General features: G+C 48.0%; 18 protein-coding genes and 1 other RNA gene. 6 read left to right on the plus strand and 13 right to left on the minus strand.

What is annotated here, in order from left to right:
- Positions 1–189 precede the first annotated feature (189 nt).
- The 5 genes from ssrA to Q4526_RS14390 all read left to right on the plus strand — a co-directional run bounded on the left by ssrA (position 190) and on the right by Q4526_RS14390 (position 3,456).
- Positions 190–580, plus strand: a transfer-messenger RNA (tmRNA) gene (gene ssrA, locus Q4526_RS14370).
- Positions 581–766: 186 nt separating this feature from the next.
- Positions 767–2,002, plus strand: a complete 1,236-nt coding sequence (locus tag Q4526_RS14375; RefSeq protein ID WP_215977795.1) for an integrase arm-type DNA-binding domain-containing protein — start codon at positions 767–769, stop codon at positions 2,000–2,002.
- A gap of 94 nt (positions 2,003–2,096) precedes the next feature.
- Positions 2,097–2,882: a hypothetical protein gene (locus tag Q4526_RS14380; RefSeq protein WP_215977796.1), complete on the plus strand. Its 786-nt coding sequence runs from the start codon at positions 2,097–2,099 to the stop codon at positions 2,880–2,882.
- 97 nt (positions 2,883–2,979) lie between these two features.
- Positions 2,980–3,210 (plus strand): helix-turn-helix domain-containing protein, encoded by a 231-nt coding sequence (locus Q4526_RS14385; RefSeq protein ID WP_215977797.1) that lies wholly within the window; start codon positions 2,980–2,982, stop codon positions 3,208–3,210.
- A gap of 51 nt (positions 3,211–3,261) precedes the next feature.
- Positions 3,262–3,456, plus strand: coding sequence for a hypothetical protein (locus Q4526_RS14390; RefSeq protein ID WP_215977798.1), 195 nt, complete (start codon positions 3,262–3,264; stop codon positions 3,454–3,456).
- Between the two features lie 738 nt (positions 3,457–4,194).
- On the opposite strand, the gene Q4526_RS14395 is transcribed toward Q4526_RS14390, so the two are convergent.
- From Q4526_RS14395 to Q4526_RS14440, 10 genes are all read right to left on the minus strand, one after another.
- Positions 4,195–5,196 (minus strand): restriction endonuclease, encoded by a 1,002-nt coding sequence (locus Q4526_RS14395; protein WP_303609672.1) that lies wholly within the window; start codon positions 5,194–5,196, stop codon positions 4,195–4,197.
- Positions 5,197–5,250: 54 nt separating this feature from the next.
- Positions 5,251–7,461: a hypothetical protein gene (locus Q4526_RS14400; RefSeq protein ID WP_303609673.1), complete on the minus strand. Its 2,211-nt coding sequence runs from the start codon at positions 7,459–7,461 to the stop codon at positions 5,251–5,253.
- Positions 7,461–8,618: a hypothetical protein gene (locus tag Q4526_RS14405; RefSeq protein ID WP_215977801.1), complete on the minus strand. Its 1,158-nt coding sequence runs from the start codon at positions 8,616–8,618 to the stop codon at positions 7,461–7,463. The genes Q4526_RS14400 and Q4526_RS14405 overlap by 1 nt, the downstream gene beginning before the upstream one ends.
- Before the next feature lie 266 nt (positions 8,619–8,884).
- Positions 8,885–12,142 (minus strand): type I restriction endonuclease subunit R, encoded by a 3,258-nt coding sequence (locus tag Q4526_RS14410; RefSeq protein ID WP_215977802.1) that lies wholly within the window; start codon positions 12,140–12,142, stop codon positions 8,885–8,887.
- A gap of 751 nt (positions 12,143–12,893) precedes the next feature.
- Positions 12,894–13,613: a zeta toxin family protein gene (locus Q4526_RS14415; protein ID WP_303609674.1), complete on the minus strand. Its 720-nt coding sequence runs from the start codon at positions 13,611–13,613 to the stop codon at positions 12,894–12,896.
- Positions 13,614–14,850: 1,237 nt separating this feature from the next.
- Positions 14,851–15,762 (minus strand): hypothetical protein, encoded by a 912-nt coding sequence (locus Q4526_RS14420; protein WP_215977803.1) that lies wholly within the window; start codon positions 15,760–15,762, stop codon positions 14,851–14,853.
- Positions 15,759–16,970 (minus strand): restriction endonuclease subunit S, encoded by a 1,212-nt coding sequence (locus Q4526_RS14425; RefSeq protein WP_303609675.1) that lies wholly within the window; start codon positions 16,968–16,970, stop codon positions 15,759–15,761. Before Q4526_RS14425 ends, Q4526_RS14420 begins: the two co-directional genes overlap by 4 nt.
- 131 nt (positions 16,971–17,101) lie before the next feature.
- A complete protein-coding gene (locus Q4526_RS14430) occupies positions 17,102–19,501 on the minus strand; it encodes a class I SAM-dependent DNA methyltransferase (protein ID WP_215977805.1) in 2,400 nt (799 codons plus the stop codon).
- Positions 19,502–20,071: 570 nt separating this feature from the next.
- Positions 20,072–20,458: a hypothetical protein gene (locus Q4526_RS14435; RefSeq protein WP_215977806.1), complete on the minus strand. Its 387-nt coding sequence runs from the start codon at positions 20,456–20,458 to the stop codon at positions 20,072–20,074.
- A complete protein-coding gene (locus Q4526_RS14440; protein ID WP_215977807.1) occupies positions 20,445–21,260 on the minus strand; it encodes a Sir2 family NAD-dependent protein deacetylase in 816 nt (271 codons plus the stop codon). Before Q4526_RS14440 ends, Q4526_RS14435 begins: the two co-directional genes overlap by 14 nt.
- Positions 21,261–21,398: 138 nt before the next feature.
- Here Q4526_RS14440 and Q4526_RS14445 point away from each other — a divergent pair, with 138 nt between their 5' ends.
- Positions 21,399–22,721: a hypothetical protein gene (locus tag Q4526_RS14445; RefSeq protein ID WP_215977808.1), complete on the plus strand. Its 1,323-nt coding sequence runs from the start codon at positions 21,399–21,401 to the stop codon at positions 22,719–22,721.
- Positions 22,722–23,568: 847 nt separating this feature from the next.
- On the opposite strand, the gene Q4526_RS14450 is transcribed toward Q4526_RS14445, so the two are convergent.
- From Q4526_RS14450 to Q4526_RS14460, 3 genes are all read right to left on the minus strand, one after another.
- Positions 23,569–23,907, minus strand: coding sequence for a tRNA-binding protein (locus Q4526_RS14450; protein ID WP_215977809.1), 339 nt, complete (start codon positions 23,905–23,907; stop codon positions 23,569–23,571).
- A 115-nt stretch (positions 23,908–24,022) separates the two neighbouring features.
- A complete protein-coding gene (locus Q4526_RS14455) occupies positions 24,023–24,412 on the minus strand; it encodes a hypothetical protein (protein ID WP_303609676.1) in 390 nt (129 codons plus the stop codon).
- 767 nt (positions 24,413–25,179) lie between these two features.
- Positions 25,180–26,214, minus strand: a complete 1,035-nt coding sequence (locus tag Q4526_RS14460) for a virulence RhuM family protein (RefSeq protein WP_215977810.1) — start codon at positions 26,212–26,214, stop codon at positions 25,180–25,182.
- Positions 26,215–26,559: the final 345 nt, after the last annotated feature.

The following is a 26,559-nucleotide window of genomic DNA, read 5'->3' on the forward strand; positions in this document are numbered from 1 at the left end:
GCGTTCTGCGTTCTGCGTTTCGCATTCTACCCCCCGCGTTTTGCATCAAACATCAGACTTCTGACGTCAGACACTTTAATCCCTTGTATCCAAGGCCCCTCGGCCCTACAATAGCCGCCCCCTGTGAACTTAACCGTCATCATATTGTCACAGAGGGTGAGTTTACGCGGCCCTGCCGCACCCAGTTTTGGGGGCGATTTGGATTCGACGCCGGTGGCAAAACTCAAGGTGCATGTCGTGATGGTAGCGAATCACGTAAATCCAAAGCTGCATTTTATTAGTTGCCAATGACGACAACTACGGTGCCCAATTAGCCGCGTAAGCGGTTGATGAAGCACTTCTAACGGTACGCCGTTAGCGGTCCGTAACAAGGTGCCAGTACCGCGTTGCAGACTGTCATACAGAACTGGATAGCTGTGTTGTTATGACTGTGGCAACATTGCGAAACTTTTAGCAGACTCGTTCCCTGCACCCTGCCCGTTGGGTCGCAGATGAATTAAACCAATTAACGGAAACTAAGCATGTAGATCCGCGAGCGGAGTGCCGGCGGACGGGGGTTCAACTCCCCCCGCCTCCACCAATTAAAGTACTTTGAAATACCTGTACCATCCCAGAAGCCCCTAACCACGGGGCTTTTTTATTGCCCCCACTACACTGACGTTCTACACTGTACCCCCAGATTCGTTCTTCTGTGGGGGTATCTGCGGGGGTATTTCAAACACCCCCAAAGCTGATACCCCCAGATTAGCCCCAGGAGGGTAAAGCCGTGCCACTCACCGCCTGCCAAGTCAAAAGCGCAGAACCCCGCGAAAAGGACTACAAGCTATACGACGAAAAAGGGTTGCTGCTATTGGTCAAAAAAAGCGGTGCCAAATACTGGCGTTTTAAATACCGGCTGGCAGGAAAAGAGAAAATGCTGGCCCTGGGCGTATTCCCCGAGGTCACCTTGGCACACGCGCGCAAGCTGCGCGACCACGCCCGCCACAACCTACAAAACGATATAGACCCAGGTGAACAACGACAAGCCAAACGCCAAGCAGGCAAAGACGCCGCCCAAAATGCTTTCGAGGTCATTGCATTAGAGTGGCTGGAGAAACGTGGCAAAAAGTCAGAAAGTGGTGACAAGCGCCTTAAAGCCCTGCTAGAGCGGGACTTGTTCCCCAAGCTAGGCAAAACGGCCATCAGTGAAATTAAACCCCCTCAGCTGCTAGCAGTATTACGGCGCATAGAAAGCCGTGGTGCCGTAGAAACCGCGCACAGAGCCAAACAATACGCCGGCCAGATATTTCGCTATGCGGTAGCTACTGGCAGAGCAGAGCGGGATATTACCGCAGACCTCACTGGAGCCCTGGCCACCCCCCAAAAGAAACACCTAGCGGCCATTACCACGCCGCGTGAGGCAGGCTTGTTGTACGCAAACATCCAAACCTACCAAGGCACTCCAACCGTTCAGGCAGCGTTAAAACTGGCCCCTCTGCTCTTTTGTCGCCCGGGCGAACTGCGCCGGCTTGAATGGGAAGAAATCAACTGGGCTAAGCGTCAAATAGAGTTGCCAGCCGAAAAGATGAAAACCAAAGAGCCGCATATTATCCCCTTAAGTGATCAAGCACTGGCCATACTGGAAGATTTACGAGACCACCATAAGCGCGGCAAATACGTGTTCCCAAGCGCCCGAGGCGCCAGCCGCCCCTTAAGTGAAAACGGCGTACGTACCGCATTACGCTCCATGGGCTATGACAACGAAACAATGACACCTCATGGCTTTCGGGCCATGGCACGCACTCTTTTAGATGAAGAGCTGAACTATCGGGTGGAATGGATAGAACAACAGCTAGGGCACGCTGTTAAAGACGTTCACGGTCGGGCCTATAACCGCACCAAGCACCTGGAGCAACGCCGAAAGATGATGCAACACTGGTCGGATTATCTCGACCAGCTAAAAGCGGAAACAGAAACTGGAAACGTAATTACCGCAGATTTTGGTAGCACTTCCACACTCTAAAACAAGAGTGGAAAGCATCAATATGGCACTGAATATCGTGTTTTCAGCGTCATAAAAGACTACTTGATTCAACTCTAACCGTCGAGGGCAAATTGTGATCAACCCCGAAAACCAAGTTTATAACCGTATTGCAAACCTCGAAACGCTTTTGCTAATGGACTACTGGGAAGAGAATGATTTCCCTTTCATCTTGGCAAATATCGATATTCAAACCAGTCCATTTTTCATGGGTATGTTTCGTCGTGAATATTTAATAAACAGAGTTAAAGATCTTGAGGCTGACGAAAAATATGTGATCGAATGGTCTGGAGAAATTCACTATCTATTAGCAGAAGATAGTGAATTCTTAAACCTCAACCGCTTAGTAGCTCGAATCAAGGAAGTCTGGCGCAACTCTAAACATCCGGATTCGGTAAAAATTTCCAGAGATTCGGATGATCGTGGCCCTATTTATCTTTACGAAAGCAAGTACATTATCAAGTGGGCATTACAAAAACGTTTCACCCCCAAATGGCTTGACTGGGCACTGTCAAAGGGCTTGTTACCTTGGTATGAAAAAAGAAATGAAGTCGCTAGTCTGGGGGCCTGCCAGACTGGAAGCGAATCCGGAGCGCAAATAGAAGACGGCGCTGCCGGGCTTGATAAACCATTGGCAACTAAGACTAAAAATGCACTTTTGAGGACTATATACGCGTTGTCCATAGTGGCAGACGATAGCCCCTCCGAAAATATCACGAAGAACGCGAACTCGCTTTTAGCAGCTATAAAAGCAAAAAACTTAGACCAACCAGTTACATCTAAAGCGCTTAGCAACTATTTACAAGAGGGAGAAGCACTTACCAAAGAAAAGCAAAAGCGAGATCGCGAAAAAAGACATTAGAATATTCTTCAAAACTTTAGAATATTCTACAGCTCTTGTTGTTCCACGATTTATTCGCCCTATAGTGGGAAACCTCAATGACAACGAGGTGACCCCAATGACCAACAACGAACTTGTACGTACTCTATTCTTAACCACCGAAGCCGCTGAATATCTGGGCTTCTCAACCCGCACGCTCAACAACTCCCGCTATACCGGCCTTCTGGCCGGCGTAAAGGCACCCCCGTACCGGAAGATGGGCAAAGCCGTCCGCTATGAAAAAGGCGCTCTAGACGCATGGAAAGAACAATTTAAAGAGCAAACCAGCACCAGCGAAGATATTGCGTAAAGCACCACCAAGTAGCCATACGCAGACCTTTTATCGAATAGCGGAGGATTTATGCCCACAAAAGCCAAACACCCAGCACAAATACGGTACCTCGTGGAGGTACGTACAACCGAAACCACGCCGTTTGTTATAACAGCACGCAGTGAAGCCGAGGCGCGAGAGAAAGTTTTAAATAAAGAAGTTGAGCCGGGCCAAAGCTTAATCAGCGAGCCTGAGCTGGTTCGGTGCACCGAACTAGGTGCCTGAGCAATGCCACAAGCATCTAGGCGCGATAACTTTAAGCGCAAATCAGGCTCTGGGCATTATGCGGGTATTCCAGACCCAGTAATCGAGTCAGACAGTTTTAGACAGCTGTCTGGCAATGCCGTGCGCTTGCTCGTATTGTTTGCGTATCAGTACCGCGGCAGTAATAACGGAGATTTAAGCGCCCCACTCAGCTTCACGGAAAACTGGGGTATTAAAAGCTCAGCAACCCTGGCCCGTACCCTCAAGGAACTCATAGATGCCCGTTTAATAATTAAAACGCGCGACCCCACTAGAGACCGGAGCAGTCCATATGGCCAATGCGCGCTATACGCCCTTACTTGGCAAAACATTGACGAATGCAAGGGTAAACATGACTGCAAACCGACCAGAATACCGATACGGAAATTCAGCCTGGAAGGTAAACAATAGTTAACAGGCGCAAACTCGAACTTTGTGGGGGAAACCATAGCTACGTAGTTACTACGCAAGTGCGACGGCTAGGTACCCATCGATTTCAAACGTTTTTTCTGTATCAATTTCTAAAGCATTGGGCTTTAAACACTAAAGCAACTGATCAAATATCGAACATCCATTGCTTTAGAAACTAAAGCTGTAGGCCACCAAGGAGTGAAATAAATGCTTTAGTTTCTAAAGCCCTTTATATATTACCAAGGGTTTACTTACTGATAAGGCCCTAAATATGGCTGATAATCTCATTCGGGCCTTAAAACCTATGCGTTACTCCGCCGGCCAAAACACCCGAATCAACGGCAGCAGCGCCCTACCCTCTAAATCAAATTTCTCATAGTGAGCCACGATCAGGTCTGAAAGATCATCCATATCGACCAAGGTCAACGGAAAGGTACAGCGGTCGGCTTCGTAGCGGGCCTCGCGGGTGAAACCGCCCGAGCTGATAAATAGCCCAGAATCGCCTTCACGTAGAGTGCCGATAAAGCCGCGTATCGCCGGTGCACCCATGGAGCCGTCCCGGTGCTTTACCTCGGCCTTAATCCGTGGCTGAGTGAGCCCTAAGCCGTCTGGTGACGCAATGACATCCACACCCCGGTCTGGGCCTTTGGGAGAAACTTTGGCTTTATAGCCCATAGCGCGCAATATGGCTGCGACCATTTCTTCCATCTCTTCCGGTAGTAGAGAGGCAAGCTTGTCTTTGATCAGCTCGTGGCTTTTTCCGACCACTTCGTCTTTAAGTATTTCAAAACTGCCAGACTCTTCCAGAGCCTCTTCAGGTACCTCTACCTTACGAGGTTTCCCCGCCAGCGCAGATCGCATTTCGGCGATTACGTCGTCACTCACCGAAAACAGTGTTAACACAGAGCCTAATAAGTTTTTAGCAGACTGGCTAAGGGCATCTCGATCTACCCTGCCTTGCCAATTCACCACCCGAAGCTGCGGATAGTCTCCAACTTCGTCAGGTTTAAATAGGTATTGCCCCTGATCTTCGCCGACAAGGTATTGCCGGGTTTCAGTGTCATAGCTAATGATCGTATCGTCTTTCTGAATTTGATCGCGGAACTTTACAATTATAGCGACCGCATTCGCCATAGCTTGGGGCTTGGCTTGGGAAAACTCTCGTAGATAAGCTTCCTTAAGGGCGTCATTAGTTTTGTATTGCGTTAGATCACCCAGCTTTGACCAGCCAATGGCGGCGTAGCCTTTAGCCTCGAAATCTTCGATATAGGTACCACCGCGGCCGGCGCGTATCATCCAGTTGCAAGGCACAATTCTCTCCTATCACAAACATAGTTCTTCAAAGTTTAATATCCTAAAGAATCGTCACCTTTGCATCTCCGATAGCTCGCCCTTGAGATAATTAATAAGCAGCTTTTCATGCGGCTTAATAAGATAACTTTCTGCTGAGTCAATGATTTTAGTCATCTCACTGGAAGATATTTTTATCCATCGTGTGGCAATACCCATTAACAAATCTAGGCTGGTAACTCCTCGCTCGGACCCCGAAGCCTTAAATATTTTTATTAAGATTCTAGTCATCTCGCCACTTAGAACATCGGAACGCCTATAATCCAGCTCACCAGGTAAGGCGCAACGCCATAAGCACGATTGGATAATAGGATCATTAAACCTAATAAAATTTTCAGGGTCTAACACAGAGTGCTTGTAAATATTCCCGCTAAGCTGAACCCCATCGATACAGTTATCACGCAAATTCTGTAATATGCACCCTATTGTCGCAAAAACCGATGAATAATTAATATCACCCACGCTATATCCATCAGGCCAAAATACGAAATCATTTGCAATCTCTAAATCTTTTCTAGGGGATGTGCAATGAATACCGACTTTACTTTTCAATCCGACACTTCTTCTCTCTAGCTGAGACTTTCTCTCAACCCAAAAAAGCTCAGAGTCGTCAGCCTCCCCATTAAGAAGATCCTTAATAACATCCAGCTCTCGCTCCCAGGGGGATACATACTTTCCATTCAGGTATAATTTTTTAAACTTTACGAAATGATACTTGAACCCACCAACCCCCTGGGTAAGACTTTTGTTTACACTTTCAAATTGACTTTTAGACGGAGAAACAACAAATGGAGTGGCAAAAGTACGCATTCCGGTATGTTTCGCAAGCCGAAGGGATCGGTTAACATCTACAAATACGTGTGCCGTAGTGATAGCAGGTGAAAGAACAAGAACCGCACTATCCTTAATATCATCCATAGCAGACTGAGAACTTTCATTAATCACCCGTAGATTATCCACATCAAATCCGCACTGTTTTAGCACAGACTTAAAATCATCTACAAGCTGGACACTCGCCGGATCAGAACAATAAATAATTGTGGATAGGCTCCTAGGCACCGTCCACTCTACAACCTGGCGAATCCACTTATATAAATCAGCCTCGCGGTCCAGCTCTCCTCCCCCCCCTTCATACGACTTTCGAAGCTCAACATAATCGACATAGAGCGTTCGGTCATGCCGATTAACAGAAAAAACATCGCCACTGTAGAACCTAAAAACGGAATCATCTATATACAATGGCTTATGCTTTTTCAATAAAGCCACCTTATCCGGCGTGGAAACCTCAGCAGAAAAGCTTTCTCCTTGCACTTGAACCTTGGTGGGAGAAAAGTTCTTACCTTCCCTAGATGAATACTTCTCCACACAGAAAACTACCGCATTCCCATCATTACGATCATCATCCTTCAAGCAATCCTTATATGACAAGATGGTAACCACTTGCGAAGGAATTATACCCCACTCTTTCACCAACCGCCTCCCCATTGACGTCGAGGCGGAAGCGGAAATTATAACCCACGTCCCTTTTACATTATCTGGTCTAAAGCTTTCCTCTAACCCCGAATATGAACTGAAACTTCTATAATCAATATGCTTACAGGGAATATTCAAAAACTGCTTCAAATAGTAGACAACAGCTTCAGCAATTGAGGAAATACTAAAGGTGTCGATATATATAGTATCTATTGATTGAGCATCTGGGGCATGCCGCAAAAGACACATAGCGATAAACTGGTTCTCAAAGTTGCACCGCGCCAACTGAGAAGCATAAATAAACTCCTCCAGTGCCTGCCCCGACGGCTTGACAAAGGTAGTTCCTGCTGGAGACTTTACGATCACATCGTTTACTCTCTTAGCCATTAAAGCATCGAGTCCAGAACTAGCCAAGTCCTCAAAAAGAGTATCACCATTTAGTTTCACACCTGGCGGACCATCTTTGTATGCCTTCCTAACTCTTAAACGAGCATTTTCATCAAATGACACACCATAGATGGCCGAACACGTGTGGCGCGTAACGTCGATTCTAACGCTATCATCCTCCATCAAACTTTCGACTTCAGATTTTAGATAATTAGGATAAACAAATAAAACCATCTCCGGGGTCAAATTATCACGATAAGCTCGCTGAATTCCGCTAACAACCCTTCTTTTTGAGTCTTTAGTATACTGCCCAAGAAACATAACCAAACAATGCTTACCATGGGTTAGGCATTCATATACAAACACTATGACAGCCCCCCATCGCCGTACCCTTTCAGAAAGAAAGAGACGTGAAAACTTACCCCCGAAACCTCTTCATCCATCTCTTGAATATCACCAAAACTAAGAGACTCACCCATCTCAGCCTCAAATGTTTTCTCAATTAAAAACTTCCCAGATCTAATCCTTAACCAACCATTATGCTTTCTAACAGCACTCAAAACTTTCGACAACCCTTCCCCTCTACTTTTTCCAGAAAGACGAGACCACCCTGACTCCAAGCATTGAAAGAAAACCATCTTGCCATCTAAAGAGCCAGCTTTACCTCTCGCCATTTCCACAAATCCCTCACCAAAGTCAACTACAGACAAATCTATAAAAGGGTACTTCTCAAAGTTTTTATCTTTCCAATATTCAACAAATTTCTTCTGAGCAGGCGTCGGATTATCGCCAAGCCACCCATCAAAATAACTCTTGTCAATATCAGGCTGACGAATAATAACAGTCCTGAAATTTGTAGCTATCGAATCTCCATTCACGTGACTTCTACCATGATCATGGGTATTCTTAAAAACTTCCCACAGAAGATCAGATAAATCATGCAAATCAATAGATTTTTTTAGAGTCTCGAACCTCGAATACCCTGCAATTTTCTCCCTAAGAATATTCTCAAAAATTCGATAGAACGCGCTGGACTCAATCACATCGGAATTATTGTACAATGGCATCTCCAACTCCCGATCATAACTTGGAGTTTTTATAAATGGGATTCCCATATACTTACTCTTAAAACTATTTGCAAAATCTCCTCTTTTAAGTGCATCAACACTGTCTTTTGCATAATTTAGAACCATCCCCCTTTTCAGCCTCTCTCCACTCACATCCCAAACTTCATCTGTAAGAGAAAGAGCACATATGCCATACATTGATGTACAAAGCTTAGAAAACTCTTGAGCCTCTCCTTTTTGATAGGTATGGAATATTTTCTTGTGTCTATTTTTTCTAATCCAGGTTCCAAGTAACTGTAGAACTGAAGCTTCTACACCCAAAGCTCCATCGTTATTCAACTTTGCAGGGAGTCGAATCTTGTAAGGCTTATCTTTTATCAGGTCAGACAGTTTTCTTTCAATGCTGGACAATGATTCCTTCGCACTAACACGGTAGTTAGTATATTCTTGACTCATTTCCTTCTCCGGCTAAAAACTCTAAAAATCAAACGGACCTCAAAATAGGAAATATTTTAAGATTAACAATTTTTATCACAACTAACGTAATTCACTTATTCCTCTTCCTTATAAACATCTATCTAAAGTAAAAAACATTATATGTCAGAAATAAGCCAGAGATTCCTTCCTCTGTAGCATAAGAAACTTCTAGACGCTGTTATACTCGGTCGCACAGAACTGCATACTCTACGCCTCTCTTGCCGACCGATCCCAAAACAACCATTCTATCTCCCCGCCAACAACTCAAATATCACCCGGGCAAACTGCTGGGTCTTCTCCGGGCTGGCCAGTAGTTGCATCATTTGTTCTTGGTGGGCTTCACTGCTGCCTAGGATGGCGTCGTCTATGGCTTTGGGGAAGTCGCCTAGCATTGCTTGTTCGCGGGTGTTGTTGGCGATTTGGTGCATGACGGACTGGTTCTCGGAGAGTTTGTCGCGCACGGTGTAGGCGTAGTTGATCATGTCTTTGTCGGTGAGGTTTTCCGAGGCGAAGACTTCGTTGAGTTTTTCGATAATCAACGACAAAAACTCTTCTTTTTTGTCTTTGCCCTTGCCGGTACCAGTTTCGTTGCCGGGCTCCAGGGTGTATTCGCCCTGCTCTTCTCGTAGTTTGATGTCTTGCTGGCGGATTTTGGCGAGGCGGTAGTGGCTCATAACCACGCCGCTTAGGTCCAGCTCGTCTTCTTTGATTACTGTCTCGCGCAGCATGGGGCGCAGGGCGCGGGCGAATAGGCTGAGCTTTTCAAGGTCTTTATCGTCGTAGTCGACGATTTGGCTGATAAATTCGTAAAAGCGTACAAAGCTGCCTAGGTCTTTTTTAAAGATTTCCAGGTTGTCTTTTTCTACCTTGCACTCTTTAAAGCTGTTCTCGGCGTTGGCTATCAGCACGGCGTCGCCGGTTTTCTTGGTGCGCTCGAACATCTCTTTGGCTTGCGTATAGGCCTCTACCGCCGAGCTATAGCGCTTTTGCCAGCGCTCTACAGCGGGTTTGCAGATATTACTGATGGCCGCGTTGGACTTGCTTTTGGTAAAGAAGAACTCGGCGTACTGGTCTACCTCATAGCGCTGGTAAATGCCGGCGCTGTTGAGCTTTTCTTGCAGATCAAAGATATGGTCGGGGTTGCTAACGTCTTCCAGCTCGGCGGTTTGGTAGTAGGGCTGGAACGCATCCAGAATGTCTTGCGGGTCGTTAAAAAAGTCCAGTACGAAGGTGCCGCACTCTTTCTTACCCGGGTGTACCCGGTTAAGGCGCGATAGGGTTTGCACGCACTCTACCCCGCCCAGCTTTTTGTCCACGTACATGGCGCACAACTTGGGTTGGTCAAAGCCGGTTTGGAACTTATTGGCGACAATCATCACCTGATAGTCGTCGCTGTCAAAGGCTTTTCGCATCTCCCGGCCCTTTAGGCCTGGGTTCATATTGGTTTCGGTGAACTTTTCGCCCAGTAGCGCGGTGCTATCCGGGTCGTTGGGGTAGAACTGCACCTCACCCGAGAAGGCCACCATAGCCTGTATGTTGGCGTAGCTTTGATCCTCTATTAAGCAATCGGCGATGTATTTGTCAAAAGCCATTTTGTAGCGCACCGCTTCTTTGCGCGAGCTGGTGACCACCATGGCCTTAGCTTGGCCGCCCAGCAAGCCCATTACGTTCTTTTTAAAGTGCTCGACAATCACCTTCACCTTTTGCGAGATGTTGTGGTCGTGCATGCGTACCCAATGGTTAAGCTTTACCTTGGCTTTGCCGGCGTCTACCTCTTTGTCTTCGGCCTCCAGCTTTTGCTTTAGCTGATACACCACCTGGTAATTGGTGTAGTTTTTCAGCACATCCAGAATAAACCCTTCTTCAATGGCCTGGCGCATGGAGTACACATGGTAGGCCTCGGGCTTATTGGTTTTAGAGGCGGGCAGCTCTGGGTTGGGCACCCGACCAAACAGCTCCAGGGTTTTGGACTTGGGCGTGGCGGTAAAAGCGTAGTAGCTTAAATTCTCACTGGCGCGGCGCGCGGCGATGGAGGCATCCAGAATATCCTCAGATGACAATTCCACATCATCGTCCACCTGCTCAGTCATGAGCACCTCTTTCAGCTTGCGGGCGGTGGAGCCACTTTGCGAGGAGTGGGCCTCGTCGGCAATGATCGCGTAGCGGCGCTCTTTGAGCGAGGCAGACTTCTCAATAGCATCCAGTACATGGGGGAAGGTCTGGATGGTGACAATAATAATCGGCTGCGAGGTTTCCAGGGCGCCCGCCAACTTCTCGGATTTGCTGCCGTCGCCTTCTTTGCGGTTAATACGCCCCACCACACCATCGGCGTGCTCAAACTGATAGATGGTGTCTTGCAGCTGATCGTCCAGCACTGTGCGGTCGGTAACCACAATCACCGAATCAAACTGCTTATGGCCGGCATTGTCGTACAGGGTAGACAGCTGATGCGCTGTCCAGGCGATGGAGTTGGATTTACCCGAGCCCGCACTGTGCTGGATCAGATACTTTTGCCCCGCGCCTTCAGTCGCCGCAGCGTTAATCAGCTTGTTCACCACATCCCACTGGTGGTAGCGGGGAAATATCAGTGTTTCTTTTTTGTATTTGCGCCCTTCCCAGTCCTCTTTTTCTTCAATTTGCAGGTGAATAAAACGACCGATAATGTTGAGCAGGTTATCGGGTGTTAATACCTCGTTCCACAAATAGTCGGTGGCGTACTGTTCGGGGTTATCGGGTACCTCGTTACCGGCGCCACCGTCTTGGGTGCCTTTGTTAAAGGGCAAAAAGAAGGTGTCTGCGCCTTCCAGCTTGGTGGCCATATACACTTCGTACTGGCTCACGGCAAAGTGCACCAGCGCGCCGCGTTTAAAGCTCAGCAAGGGCTCGGGCTTTTTGGTGGCGGGGTCTTTGGGTAGGCGAGTGGCTTTGTATTGGTTTATCGCCCGCTCTACCGCCTGCTTAAACTCGGACTTTAACTCCAACGTGGCTATGGGTAGGCCGTTAATAAACAGCACTAAATCAATACGCCACTTCTTCGCTTGTGTGCCGGTTTTAGCGAAATACTCATCAGTGGCATAGGGGCTATACACCAGCTCGGGCACCACTCGGCAGATATTCTGCTGGTAGCGGGCTAGGGTCTCGGGGTTTAAGTCGTGCTCGGGCTTAAACTGGCACAACTTAAAGCGGGCATTGCGGATTTTTAAACCGTGGCGCAGCACACCCAAGGTGCCAAAGGTGCGCGAGGCGCGGTCGGTGGCATTAATATCGGCCTTGGCCAGCTGCGCCACCAAGTGGTCGAGAAAGTGGCGTTCGCTGTCCTGCGGGAAGACCTTGCAAAACTTCTCCCACTCCTTGGGCTGGCTATTTTTTACAAAGGTCAGAGCATCTTGCTCGTACAAGGCGCGCTCGGCGTTGTAGCCGCTACCTGTGCCCTCCACCCAGCCACCGGCCACCATCTGGCGAATCATATCGTTTTGGAAGACTACTTCGTTGGTGACCGCCATGGCTTAACGTCCTTTTATTTGTAATGTTCATTTGTTACTTACCATCGCGCCCAATAATACACGACAAGCACCGCTAATCTACTGAGGTCCACCCTCTTTTGGTGGTAGTAGGCAGATATAGGGGCAACCTACCAGCAGATGAGAATTGTGCCAAGCTTTGCTCGCCAATGATTGAACGAGCCATGAGGAAATCCCTGATGGTTAAAAAATAAGGGCGTCACTCTAGTCCCCGCTAGGGAGCACCATGGATATTGGCCGCGACTTCGATTAGTGATGAAATAAGAAAACTCAATAATATCAGCATCTTATTAAACCACACAGCCAACCTAAGGCTAAGCAATGAAATAAATCGGGCATTGTCGATTCGTGCAGGAGTTTTTAGCAAGCGAGCCCTATTATCCGCCCATGACCGTAGTTTTTACGGCAAACTTGGCCCTATACGGTACTGACAGATTTTTTTGATACCCTAAAACCAATAAACCCCAGCTAGAGGGCTGGGGTTTATTAAAAGATTCGGCCAGTTTTGCGGTGATGGTTGCGCCTGAAAAGCCTATTCAGAGCTGTTTTGATGCTGCTCAATCTTGGCCTTAGCCTGATCCAAAATCGCCTGTTGTCGAGCTGTGGCGCGCTTTAGCACACGGCTATAGACCTTATTCTTCTCACGCGAAGACGCATTTCGGAAAAAGTCCGAAAATGACGTCGATTTAAGCGGTTTGTTTTGGCCAAAAGTAATCATAAGACTGATTGTAGCTCATATTGTAAGCAGTTTCTCTAAGTCGGCCGGAGTATATTTTTCAGGCACATGGTTGTCAACAACATCGATATTTGCCTCATAGGCTCGACGGCCGTTGTTAACGTCCTTCAACACCAAATCCACGGCAATTTCTTTTCCAAACTCACGTTTCAGGCAATTCACATTCTCCCGCGCGGCAAAATACTGCTCGATAAAATGCGCCAATAAGATGCGGCGGCCTTCGGCTTGCTCCCGGGCCTTTACAAACTCCCACGCCAAACAAGGGTCTTGGTAGACATAAAGAATATGCACTGCCCGCCCCTTACCGAGCGAACGCTTGATATTCGTCCGGGCCTTGTCCAAATTCGACAAGGTGCCATCGAGAAGGAAACTTTGCTTTTGCTTGAGCGCCAAGTCATGAATTTTTTCTACTAAAACCGACACGCCCTTTTGAAACAAATAGCTATTATTGCCATCGTACTGTGTAAACTCGTTCCGCAGCTCATCCGGGTCGATGCGTATTACTTGATTTTCACCCTGCGCCAAATCGTCTAAGAGCTCTAACGACACCTCGGTTTTACCCGCCCCTGGTGAGCCCGCCATAAACACCGATACCGGCTCCTCCTCCGAAGGATAAACCGCCTTGTCTGTTAAACGCTTGGCAATCGGCTTTTTGTGGGCTTTTGCAAACGCAAGCGCCGCAGCTTCTATTGCCACCTCTTCCTTAGACAACCTCATATAGCGACCTTAGTTGTTATACATATTGACACCGAGCAAACGGTACACGGTAGCACTGTGTGAAAAAACCACAAAATGAATATCTATGACGCTATCTCCGTTGATTACAATCACGCTTACTACGAAGTGCCAAACGAGCCCCTGCGACTGAGCTGAACGGAGATTGATTTTAGTGGGTAAGCAAACAGGACGTTTGCGCAAGTATCGCCGCGCCACGGACGGCGCGTCGATACGGCCCGCTAAAATCAGTTGGAGTGAAGGCACCCGAAGGGCCAGACGCCGGGGTGTCCTCTTTTGAGTACTTTTCTGGACAAGCAGAAAAGTGCTTCGCCCGCCCGGCGATTGAGGGCACACAGTTATAAAGATTCTGAGATTTTAGCGTTTGGAAATTGAGCATATATGTGCCAAAAGTTTCATCTGACCCCACTTATTTTTGACACCGAGCAAACGGTACACGGTAGCACTGTGTGAAAAAACCACAAAATGAATATCTATGACGCTATCTCCGTTGATTACAATCACGCTTACTACGAAGTGCCAAACGAGCCCCTGCGATTGAGCTGAACGGAGATTGATTTTAGTGGGTAAGCAAACAGGACGTTTGCGCAAGTATCGCCGCGCCACGGACGGCGCGTCGATACGGCCCGCTAAAATCAATTGGAGTGAAGGCACCCGAAGGGCCAGACGCCGGGGGTGTCCTCTTTTGAGTACTTTTCTGGACAAGCAGAAAAGTGCTTCGCCCGCCCGGCGATTGAGGGCACACAGTTATAAAGATTCTGAGATTTTAGCGTTTGGAAATTGAGCATATATGTGCCAAAAGTTTCATCTGACCCCACTTATTCCTACGAAGTGCCAAACGAGCCCCTGCGACTGAGCTGAACGGAGATTGATTTTAGTGGGTAAGCAAACAGGACGTTTGCGCAAGTATCGCCGCGCCACGGACGGCGCGTCGATACGGCCCGCTAAAATCAATTGGAGTGAAGGCACCCGAAGGGCCAGACGCCGGGGTGTCCTCTTTTGAGTACTTTTCTGGACAAGCAGAAAAGTGCTTCGCCCGCCCGGCGATTGAGGGCACACAGTTATAAAGATTCTGAGATTTTAGCGTTTGGAAATTGAGCATATATGTGCCAAAAGTTTCATCTGACCCCACTTATTTCATCCTGAAAAATTCGTTCTCTTGTCGCGTCTTGCATAATCTGGCTCGTTTATTAATTCAAAGAGGCAATTCCGTCTGAGCTTACCTTTTCGGCTCTAGCGCGTTGGTGACATAGTGTTTTTCAACGTTAATCAGCGTCTTATTCTTGGCTTTTAAATACTCGTATCGCTTGCCTATATCCTTGAACAACTGATGCTCCTCTACTTTATTCCCTTCAGCATCTAGCTTAGTAAGTAGCATTGCAGGGCCTTTTTCACCGTGCTCTTTCAAGTAATCATCGATTGTATTCTCGATGAGCTGACGGGCTTCTGTCGCCATCTCTTTGGTGGTTTGCCTTACCCACTTATGCAAAACCCCAAAACCAGACATGTTTTGCCTGACTAGCTCACGAAGATCAATCTGCTGACCCAACGCCCTTAGTTCTTTCAATAACTTCTTACTAAATTTAGGATTCTTGGCCAACTCATCTACGGTTAAAAATGGAATCGCAGCTCGAAAGCTTGATTCTCTATCGTCATGCCATCGAGCATTTACTGTATACGAATTTACTGGTTGCCCGAAATGCTGAGCGTGATTTCGCAATTTACTTAGGACTCGATAGGCTAAGTTATCGTCATATACCTTGCTGGTTTTGGTCTTGAATTTCTCTTTTAACGATTCGCCTTCGGGGGTCGCACGTTTCAAATGCTGAGGCACATGATCAACATAAGTGAGACACATCGACAGCAGATTCATCAGCTCTAGGTTCGCTGCCTGACTGTACTCCATGAAATCCGACCAATCGCGCTCCATACAAAACATGCTATGCATAGCGGATTCATAAAGCACTTTCTCAAAGCGAATATGGTTTCGCAGCAACAAGTCGTATTTTTGCTCCACCTCCAGCATCTCTACCAGCAACCTTTTGGCTTGTGAAAGCTCCTCAAACCGCTCTTCTGAAATTTCGGTCTGGCTGGTGGATGAGGAATAGGAAAGGTGGAGAATGTACTTCATGCCGCTTCGCCACCCTGCTGAAAATCCCGAACGTCGATTTTTCCGGTTACGGCGGCTGAGATTAGGGCGGTTCGGCGTTCTCTAGCCAACTCTATAGCCATTTTAGCCCTTACAATAAGTCGGTCCATTGTTTCGGTTTTGTCCGCTATTTCATCGACTATTTCCCTCTGCTCAAGAGCAGGGGGAACAGGAATCGACACTTCAGCAAGCTTTTCTCTATTAATTTTTGGCATTGCCACTCGATCTGATTCCAACACAACTAAACTCGTAAACCAGTTAGACAATAACGTCCAAAATAAGAACTTATTGGTAAGACCAGAGCAGCCTTTAATGGGGTACATATCAGCACTACAAATTGTGTCATCACTAGGAGCAATGCATACCTTAGCCAAAGCTGGCCGTATTTTTGAGTAAATCACCTCACCCTTTTTACACAAATATTTTCCGCTATCCGCCCCTTGCTCTGCAGCCGTCTCGCATTTAATCAACCTACCCGTACCACTTTCGATATGATTTGGGGCAACTAAGGTAAAATTACAATAAGGCTCTTTTGTCGGATCGACTTGCCCATTCCTAATAGAGGCACAGTGGCTGAATTTCTTCACCTCCCAATGCGCCGGCACTTCGCCCAGCCACTCTACGCCTGAGTCTTTCATGGGGGCGTTTGGGGCGAGGCCTTTGGTGACGGCGTGGCTGATAACGGCTTGGCGCTTTTCTTTTAGCAGCGCGATTAACCGCTGCTGCTTTTCAATCAGCGCATCGATTTTGGCGGTTTCGCGGTCGAGGAAATTGGCGATTTGGGTTTGCTCATTCACTCTCGGCAACGCATATCGAAAATTAACAAAGGTATCTTGATACAGGTGCACAATAGTACTGCCAGTTTTGTTGAAATCCACAAAACCCGTAAAAACGCTGGACTGCAAAAGCCAAAAATAAAATCTACTGGTATAGCTATCCTTTATCGGCCGAACTACGAAGACGCCACTGTTTAGAGTTGCCTTTCCATCTAATCGCCTAACTAAAGCAACCTTTCCAATAGTGCCATCTTTGGTAATTAACAAGTCACCTTCTTTTAATTGTATGTATGGATCTTGTTCATAGCGACTCAAATCACAGTGATAACACTCTTTCCAGTCAATCTCTGGGCCTTTAAAATCTGACCCTGTGACGAGGTACGGCCCCTCTTCTGTGAAATCATCAGACTTCAAGCCGTGCCAACCTACTCTCGCCTTTACATAAGACTCAAACTTTACTCTAGTGAGCGTCCACCCCATAGGGTAAGCACCGATCCACTCAACCCCAGAATCCTTATATTCAGGGTAAGCCTGATACATCCCCATCACGAATGAACCTCGCTTAACAGCGCCATAATCTCCGCACTAACCTTATCCAAATCCGCATCAATCTCCTCAAGCGGTCTCGGCGGCTGGTAGACATAAAAATGCCGGTTAAACGGAATTTCGTAACCGACAATGCCGATCTCGCCGTCTTTATCATCGCGTTTGTCGGCATTGATCCAGGCATCGGGTACGTGGGGTTGTACCTCGCGGGTAAAGTAGCTTTCGATTAAGTCGCAGGTTGCCACCGATGGATCGAGCGGTACGTTTTCGTTATCGCGCAGGTCGCCGTCGGGCTGAAACTCTACGACCTTGCCTTGGTATTCAAATAGGCCGTACAGGGGCGAGGCAGGTGTTTTATGCACTTTTTTAATGACCGGTTCGGCGTCTGGGTTTTTCCAGGTAATGGCGTCCAGCAGTTGTTTTTTCTCTTTGGTGTCCAGCTTTACATCTGCCTGTTTGAGGGCGGTTTTTAGGCTGTTATCAAAGGTATTAAAGTCGTCGCTTTGCGCCGTGCCGATAATACTTTGCAGGGCTTGGGCTTTTTGCAGCAGTTGCTGTTGCACCAGCCAAAGTTTGCGGCCCAGTAGCTCTTTAATTTGCTTTTCTTTTAGCTCGGGGAATTCGGCTTTAACCAGGGCGCGAACTTCTACTTCTACGCCGGACAAATCGCCGTACTTATCCTCATCAGAGCCGTCACCCGTCCACTCGTTAGCAAAACGCTGGTAAACGGCCTGCATAGCGGCGTTGTAGGGTTTGGGCGCGAAACGTAGAGATTCTATTGCCTCGTCCGTAAAGCACGCCGACAGGCGCAAGGGCCGCTCGATGGTAAGGCGGCGGTAGCCGAACTGGTGGCTGAGGAAGATTTTGCTGGCAAAGGTTTTGGGAACCTCGGCCTTGGGGTTCGCCGCTTGGCGGCCACGGTTGGATTTTTGCTCGGCGGGTTTATCTAGCGCGATAGGCTCGACGGCCTCAAAATCACCAAAGCACTGGGTAATGGTTTTAATATCGTCGTCGGTTAGGTAGTTACGCTTGGAGCCTAACGATTTGCGCATTTTACTGCTAAGGTCGGCGGCGTTAATCAGCTGTACCTTACCTTTGCGTTCGGCGGTTTTTTTATTGCTGAGCACCCACACATAGGTGGCAATGCCGGTGTTGTAGAACATATCGTTGGGCAGGGCGACAATGGCCTCTAACAAGTCCGCCTCGAGGATATAGCGGCGGATTTCGCTCTCACCACTGCCCGCGCCGCCGGTAAACAGCGGTGAGCCATTGAGAATAATACCGATACGGCCACCATTGGTCGCTCCCGGCGTCCTGCCTCCCGCGACATTAGTGCGTCCATGCGCGTCACGCCTAGCGTCGCGAAGTTTGCTCAGCAGGTGCAGCAAAAACAGCAGTGAGCCGTCGGATACCCTCGGCAGGCCGGGGCCAAAGCGGCCGTCGAAGCCTTTTAGAGTGTGCTCGTCTTTAATGTCGCCTTCAATCTTTTTCCAGTCCACGCCAAAGGGAGGGTTAGAGAGCATATAGTCAAACTGCTCGCTGGGCAGCTGGTCGTTCGACAGGGTGTTGCCGAGCTTAACGCGGCTAACATCCTGCCCCTTGATGAGCATATCGGCTTTACAGATGGCGTAGGACTCGGGGTTAAGCTCTTGCCCAAAGGCGCGCATCACGGCCTGGGGGTTGAGCTCGGTGACGTAATCCATACCCGAGGATAAGAAGCCCCCCGTACCCGCTGTAGGGTCGTAAATGGTGCGAATAATGCCGGGCTTGGTGAGGGCGTCGTCGTCTTCCATAAACACCAGCGAAGTGGTTAAGCGCACGATGTCACGCGGGGTAAAGTGTTCACCGGCGGTGTCGTTGGAGCTTTCCGCAAAGCGGCGAATCAGCTCTTCAAACACCAGGCCCATTTCGTGGTTGGCGATTTTTTGCGGGCTTAGGTCGGTAGTGGCAAACTTTTTAACCACTTTGTACAGCAGGTTGGCCTCGTCCAGCAGGCCGACGAACTCGCTGAATTTAAAGTGCTCGAAAATCTCGCGGGCATCGCTTGAGAGCGACTGCACGTAGGTTTCCAGGTTGGCCTTAATATCGCTTTGGCCCATTTTGCCCAAGTCCATGGGCGAGGTGTTATAAAAGGCGAGGTTTTCGCTTTGGCTAGCCGGGTGGAAGGTGGCGCGCAGCAGGAACTTCTCTTGCGCCTCCTCGGGCAAGTTCATGGGTTTAATGCGCTCGGCCTCGGCCAGTACCGCCTCTTTGCTAGGCTCTAGCACACACTCTAGTCGACGCAGCAAAGTAAAAGGCAAGATGACCCGCCCGTACTGGGACTGCCTAAAATCGCCACGCAGCAGGTCGGCAACAGACCAGATAAAGGCGGCGGTGGCAGAGAAATTTGTATCGTTCATTTTTTATCCAAGCATGACCGCCCTACCCTGTGCAGGCAGGCGCGGGGAACTGTGTATTGCTTGAGTAAGGGCCGAGCGGGGGTTTTGACGGGTAATGGCATCCATACCCAAACGCGGCCCGCTTCCGTTACTCAACCATGGTTGTTTTTGTACTGCGCCCAGGGCGCTGTGTTTAGCCGTATGGCACATAATATACCAGTTATGGCCAGTGACGTCTGGTTAAGGCCTGTGAAGTACAGGGAGTGCGAGATTGAGGCTGCAAAATGTCCAAATATGTCTGGTTTTGTTTGGTTTTGGGTGTTCGGGAAAAGTTTCGGATATGTCCGAATTTATCCTGTTTTTGGCCTGCTTGAAATGTTCGGTTTTGTTCGGATTCTTGGGTTTGAAGGCCTAAGTGATACTGGCCGGCGGGTAAGTTTTGCCAAGAAGGAAGTGATCTCAAAAGGGTTATGTAAGGATAGTTTGGACACCTGCATATGCTTTTGCCCAAGGTTTACCCAATAACGATAAGCACCCGAAGCGCTTGTGACAAGCGCCGACTGGCTAAGGTTTGACTAAGGGTAAAACTCTTTATTCGTCACACTGCCAAATACTACAGCGACGTACCGCTTGGTCAATTTCCGAGTATTCCCGTTGTAACCAAGCTTCAACTTGGGGGTTTGTATGCAGCCAACGGTTCAGCTCTTCAACCTCCACGGTACTCCAGTCCGACTCACCTCTCTGGATCATACCGAGGGTTAAGCCAGAGTCATACATAGGCGCCTGAGGTGGCTCCTCTCTGTTGCTGGTATCAAAGTATGCAATACGAATATACGGCAGTAGATCATCCGGCTTTGTAACTTCTAAGCGCAACGTCAGTGTCAAAGCATGCTTTTGCGTGTCCGAGCCGCTTTCCAGCACTTCAATGAAGTTGCTGCCAGCGATGCAAAAATGACGACCAGTGCTAAGTTGTGGCATAACTTACTTTTTCCTTTAAGGCGTTTACCGCTCTTTCAAGGGCGAGCAACCCCTGGAGCGCCCCCATTGGCAAACCAATATGTGGCGGCTCAATGCGGTGATCCTTCGGGTTGATACGGACGATAGGCACCTCCAGTGAAGATGCATAGCGCCTTACGCTGGGTATGGTTACCCCTGCGCCAATCTCAATAACGACTGGATTACTTACTTTCGCTGACCAGCGCTCAAACAATTCGTACTTATCCTCTGCACGGTCGTGTATTGCGCCCCAATCATTAAACATCAGCACATTGGGACGGGAGAGCTCGTCACACTTGGGGCAATCCGGTGGCTGCTTCGGGTCAATAACATCAGGCATAGGCCACAAGTGATTACCGCAAGGTTCTGAGCACTGCAAAAAGGCCAAAGAACCGTGACATTCGTTTACACGTGAATCTGCAAACCCTGCCTTTTGAAAGTGTCCGTCAACATTGCTGGTGTAAATAAATCCACCACTTGGTTTTTCATCACACCAACGCTTGAGAATATCAAAGCCGGCATGAGGCTTGGTGGTGCGATACAGTTGAATACGATGAGCGTAAAACTCCCACGCAAGCTCTGGATATTCGAGAAAGGCCGAGGGGTTGGCGATCTCCTCAAAGCGCACACCCTGGGCGGCGAGTCTCGGGTAAGCCTTCCAGAAGCCGCTATTGCCTCGAAAGTCCGGTAGACCTGAGTCCACCCCCATGCCGGCACCTGCGCAGATGACTAGACTGTCGGCGTTGCGGATTAGCTCGGCAGCTTTGTAGAGAGACTCAGACAAGGTGAAGGCTCCTGATTCAAAAGGCTGATTTAAACATAGAAACTCCATAACCGTGTAAATGTTACGATTTGTTGCCTTTTAAGGCTATTGGTGCAACTGTAGCAAGCCTTTAACCTCTAGATTCGAGCCGACTAAGAAATGAGCAGCAAGCTAACCGCCGCTGAGGTGCTAAGCCGATATGAAGACGACGCATCTAAGAGAAAACGAGTTTTTCCAAAAGGTGATTTCGCATCCATATTCCTACCTTCGCCCGCTAAAGTGGGAAACCTTTTGGGCTTTGAACTCTCAGGAAGAAGTCAACTCAAACTCCTGGAGAGAAAAACCAAGATTCCTATCCTGATGAGCAAATCATCCCTCTATGCCGTTTTTTCCAAGGGTGCTTCAAAGAACAGCACCAACATTTTGGATTCGTGGTTAATTAACATTGGTACCCAGCTGAACCTAAAAGTCGACGAGAAATCGTTTGAAAGGTATGTCGATGCTGGTATAACTAAATCAAATGCAGCATTTTGGTTGCCTCTTATCGATGGCTTTTCCTCTGGTCCCGAAAAGGCCGACAAGCTCGGGCCCAACATATTCGATGTTCTTAGTGCGTTTATTCGACAGAGGTCCGAACTTGATACTCAGCTAATGGGCACCGCCCGCGAAGCACTTCGCAACCGGTCACTTTCTGCTGATGATGGGGCGAACCACATGCGACTTTGCAAACCATACTGGTCGACATCCCCAATAATTACGGAAGACGACATCGAGCTTTTAGCCCAGCAGATAGAGTTACGTGACAGTGAAAAATTGGCCAACGAAGCCAACACACTGGATGCTTTGCATGTTGCCCTTAAATTACATTTGGATTTCTATCTTCAAGCAGTAGCATCATTTGAGCTTGGATACAGGTTTGTAGCCGTAGAGAATGCTCGCGAAGCAAGCGACCCTGGGTTTATTAGCAGGATCTTAACTGAATACCTTGACCAAGATTCCGAGCGTCAAACCATTTTTTCCGCTTTTTTAAGCTGTCTCAAGGCTGAACTATCAACACTCGGACTAGCTCCAGAGTGGAGCACCCTTATTGCTTGCTGCCCCATCACTTATAAGGATGACGAGGCCCCGAGCGATAGCGACATCAAAGTACAGCAGAGTAAGCGATTCAGCGATTGGCACCGCCAAGGCCCAGATAAACAGCCAAGTTTAGAGACTTTCAGAGAATTCCTAGACAACCTGTTTGAGAAAGCGCAATTCGGAGGAGCCCCCGATAAGCAGGTTCTATATTTGATAGGCGCCTTCTGTCGCGGACTTGATGCTTTAATAGCAAAGGATCTAATTGGTATTTATAGCCAAACAGCCAAAGAAGAAAAACAGCTCTGGACACATATATCCAAAATTTTGAGCCTATACCCCCGAGTTTACAGCCACCTATATCGAAAGAATATACGGGCGGCCGAACGCCGCCCAAGCGGGATCTAGGAGCCAGCATTCCTATTAGCCGCTCGCACTGCACGGTCGGCGAAGCCACTGTTGGTTGACTTAGTTCCACCCTTAGCTACGCTTTTTGCAATTCTTACGGCTGCGTCAGAGGTCATTGGTTTGTTCTTACTCATATCTGTATCTCCTAATTAATTAGCATGCCATAGGCCTCCCCTACGGCATGCTTAGAATCTTGCCTTTTCGGCCCAAAAATAGCTTTCCGGAAACTTTCCAAATTTTTAGTGCAGAGAGCTCAACATCAAATACCTGGGGGTATATTTGGGGGTATTTAGTAAAGTTGAATACTATTTATATATATTTTTCTTATAGTTACATCAACTATTCAATTTACCCCGCCAAAACAAGGTCACCCAACTGGGTGGCCTTTTTTGTTTGTGGGGCGAGTAAAGAGTGTCCCCCGTAGGGGGTTGACCGCCAGGGATGGCGGAAATGCCGAAAATGCATGGAGCAATTTTCGGTCACAAAATGGCAGGATAGCCATTTTGCACAGCCGGTCCGGCTGCCCGAAGGGTAACGCACAGGACGTGCGTTATGAGCTCCCCCCGCCTCCACCAAACAAACAAGGTCACCCAACTGGGTGGCCTTGTTTGTGGGGCAAGTAGAGAGTGTCCCCCGTAGGGTGGTTGACGTGCATGGACGCACTAATGTCGCGGGCGCAGGAAGCGCAGGAGCGATCACAAAATGCCGGGCAGATAATTGCTCCTGCAATATCTGCATTTCCACCATCCCTAGTGGTCAAGCATTTTGTACCGCGAATGCGCCCGAAGGGTTGGGGCCAGGGACAAGGTGAATGCCGCGCAGCGGCAGAGAAGGCAGCCTGGGCTTGTTATGCCAGCCGCGCGCCATTGGGTAACGCCATATCAACGGCTGATAGAACTACAGAACCATCAGGCCTATGCAGCCCAGTGACCAAACACTCCGACATAATGGGGCCAATTTGTTTGGGTGGGAAATTTACTACGGCTAACACCTGCTTACCGAGAAGCTCTTCTTTTGTATATAGAGCCGTAACCTGAGCACTAGACTTTTTAACACCGATTTCCTGCCCAAAATCCACCTTTAATTTGTAGGCAGGCTGACGAGCCTCTGGAAAGTCTTCGACCTCGACAATGGTTCCAACGCGGATATCGACTTTTTGAAAATCACCCCAATCAATATATTCCATAATTTACCTTAAGTATTTCTGTGTATAGCGTTGCGCTAATGAGAACAACAACACTGGCGACTTTTTATCGCGTAACACGAAAAGACGTCATTATTACGGAGCCTTATTGAACGCCTTACTGATACGAACCCTTCCTTGAAAGCTTTTTAATACAAAATACGAAAGTTAAAAAAACCACACATGCCCCAACTGAAGTTACCTGTTCAATGGTATTTGGTGGCACTATCAGCATAAAACCCTGGCCCTTTATTAATGATGAAAAGCTTGAAACACAAAATGGCATCATAAATAATCTGAACGTTTGCCAATGATCTTTTTGTTGCGCATTCGATACACTAAGCATAAGCGCAATACCAATAATTATGCTTATACCAATAGAATTAAGCCAAATCCTTAATGAGCCATCAAAATAATAATAAAGTGTTACGCCGTACCAAATCAGATAACACCATAAAACTATTTTCCCATTGGCGATGTTTTTAAAATACCTAATTGTGTTGTTCATAATCTCTCTTGTGCATAGTGCCCCGTAAGGGGAAATTTATGATTGGCTTAAACATTGATAGGATGAGAATAAGCCCCATGCTCATTAACCAATAGCTCGGCAAAGGCCTATTATAGCGAGAGACCATTATGCAACAAAGTGGCTATGAGTAAGACGTCATCAAGCACTGCGTTCTAAGCGCCAACAACCATCCGCAGTAATTAAACGGGCTAACGCGAACAAAACTCTTATGCCCAACGTTAAACTGGAAAACTACCGCAAGCTAAATTTTCCGCCCACTTCGCCACTAAAAAGCAGAAACCTGCACACCTTCAACCCCACCACCTTATTGGAAATCCGCTTACTGTTGGGTATGGTCCAACACGAACTTGCCGAACGATTCGCCAAAGTTTTCCGAAAACCTACGCCGAAACAAAAAACAGTGTCTGTTTAGGACCGTTGAATATACGTTTAACGCCACAGATGATAAAGCGAGGTTAATAGCGTTAAATAGGAAAAATCAATTGGGGCTATGACAACTCCATACAGCGCAAACTAACTGCCCCAAACTTCGAATGACTTGACTCCGGCAAACTTAAATAGACTAGATGCACAGAGCGACGATTGATCGACTTGCCCCACCAGCTGAAAACTGAACAGAATTTGACCAAAAATCAATAGTCAATAATCGGCCGGCAAGCAATGGTAAATCAGGAATATGCGGCAAAAGCGCTTTAAGCCATCATGGGAATTAAGTGAACTGTCCCCGGAATTCGCTTGCACCAGCTCTAGTCGGGTTTAGTGGGTTTTATCATGTCCTTGCTCTGTGCCAGAAAGGCATCAAAGTCGCTGGGGGCATTTGCCTGTTCAATACGGCGGTGCTCGGCGAAAGCTTCATAGGTCTGTTCGGCCAATTGTTTGGCCACCTCGGCCGTGACTTTACCAGCGTCTTGCAGCACTTGATGTTCGTTAAAAGCCAAGAAGGCATCTAGCTTGTCCGCCCAATCTTGCATCGTCATGGGGCGGCGTTTGCTGGCCTGGTTTTCGGCGTAGTCCAGATACATGGTGACTATGCGATTCAGACTGCTTAGCTCTTCTTGAGTAAGGTAATTTTTAGCAATGGACACATCGGTTTTACCGACGCGCGTGCCCTGCCAACTGGTCAACCCCATATTGGGTTTAGTGATATCGGCGCGCTCAACAATCAGTTCCGCCGCCGTGTAGCCGTGAATCGCCCAATGCAACTTGTTTTGCACGCTAGCAAAGAACTGCTGGCTGAGGGGCGCGCGGGCGTTATAGTCGCTGGCGGTGGCGTAAATATCGGTAATCTTCTGGTAAAAACGGCGCTCGGAGGCGCGAATATCACGAATCCGCTCCAGCAACTCGTCAAAATAGTCGTCACTGACGGCCTTATCCGGGTTTTTCAGGCGCTCGTCGTCCATGGCGAAGCCTTTCACCAGGTACTCTTTAAGCACCTGCGTCGCCCACTGGCGAAACTGGGTGCCACGACTGGAGCGCACCCGATATCCCACCGCCAGTACCGCCTCCAGATTGTAATGGTCTAGAAGCCGTTCCACGTCCCGCGTGCCCTCCCGGGCAACTGTCCGGAATTTCCGGATAGTTGCGGCTGGGTCTAATTCACCGTCCTCGTAGATATTAGTGATATGCTCACTAATCGTTTTTGGCGACTTTTCAAACAACTCCGCGATCTGGCGCTGGGTAAGCCACAGGCTTTGCTCGCTGAGTTTAAGCTGCAAGCGCACCTGACCATCAATTGAGGTGAACAGTGCCATGGGTTGGTTGAATTCTGCACGGCTTTCCATGTATTTCTCCTATCTACCCCCTGTTGAAATTGTCCAGTAATGCCGAAAAGTATTTCGCCAGCCCAGCGGTTGAGAACAAACAGCGATAAAGATTACAAGAGTTTATCGTTTGGCACTTAAAAGGTAAATGTGCCAAAAAATTCATCTGACCCCATTAATCCTTTCTTCATAATTTCAACAGGACTTAGAGTCAAGTCTTTGATTTTTTACAGCCTGATACCACCAGCCGCATTAAAATTTAAAGACCTGACCCTCTCACTCTCATTATTTCTTGAAAGGGAAATGCGCCAAAAGTTTCATCTGACACCATTAATCCTTTTGCTAATGAGCGAGAAGCAGGTGGGT

It is taken from the genome of Gilvimarinus sp. 2_MG-2023 (genome assembly GCF_030547685.1).
Taxonomy (GTDB): Bacteria; Pseudomonadota; Gammaproteobacteria; order Pseudomonadales; family Cellvibrionaceae; genus Gilvimarinus.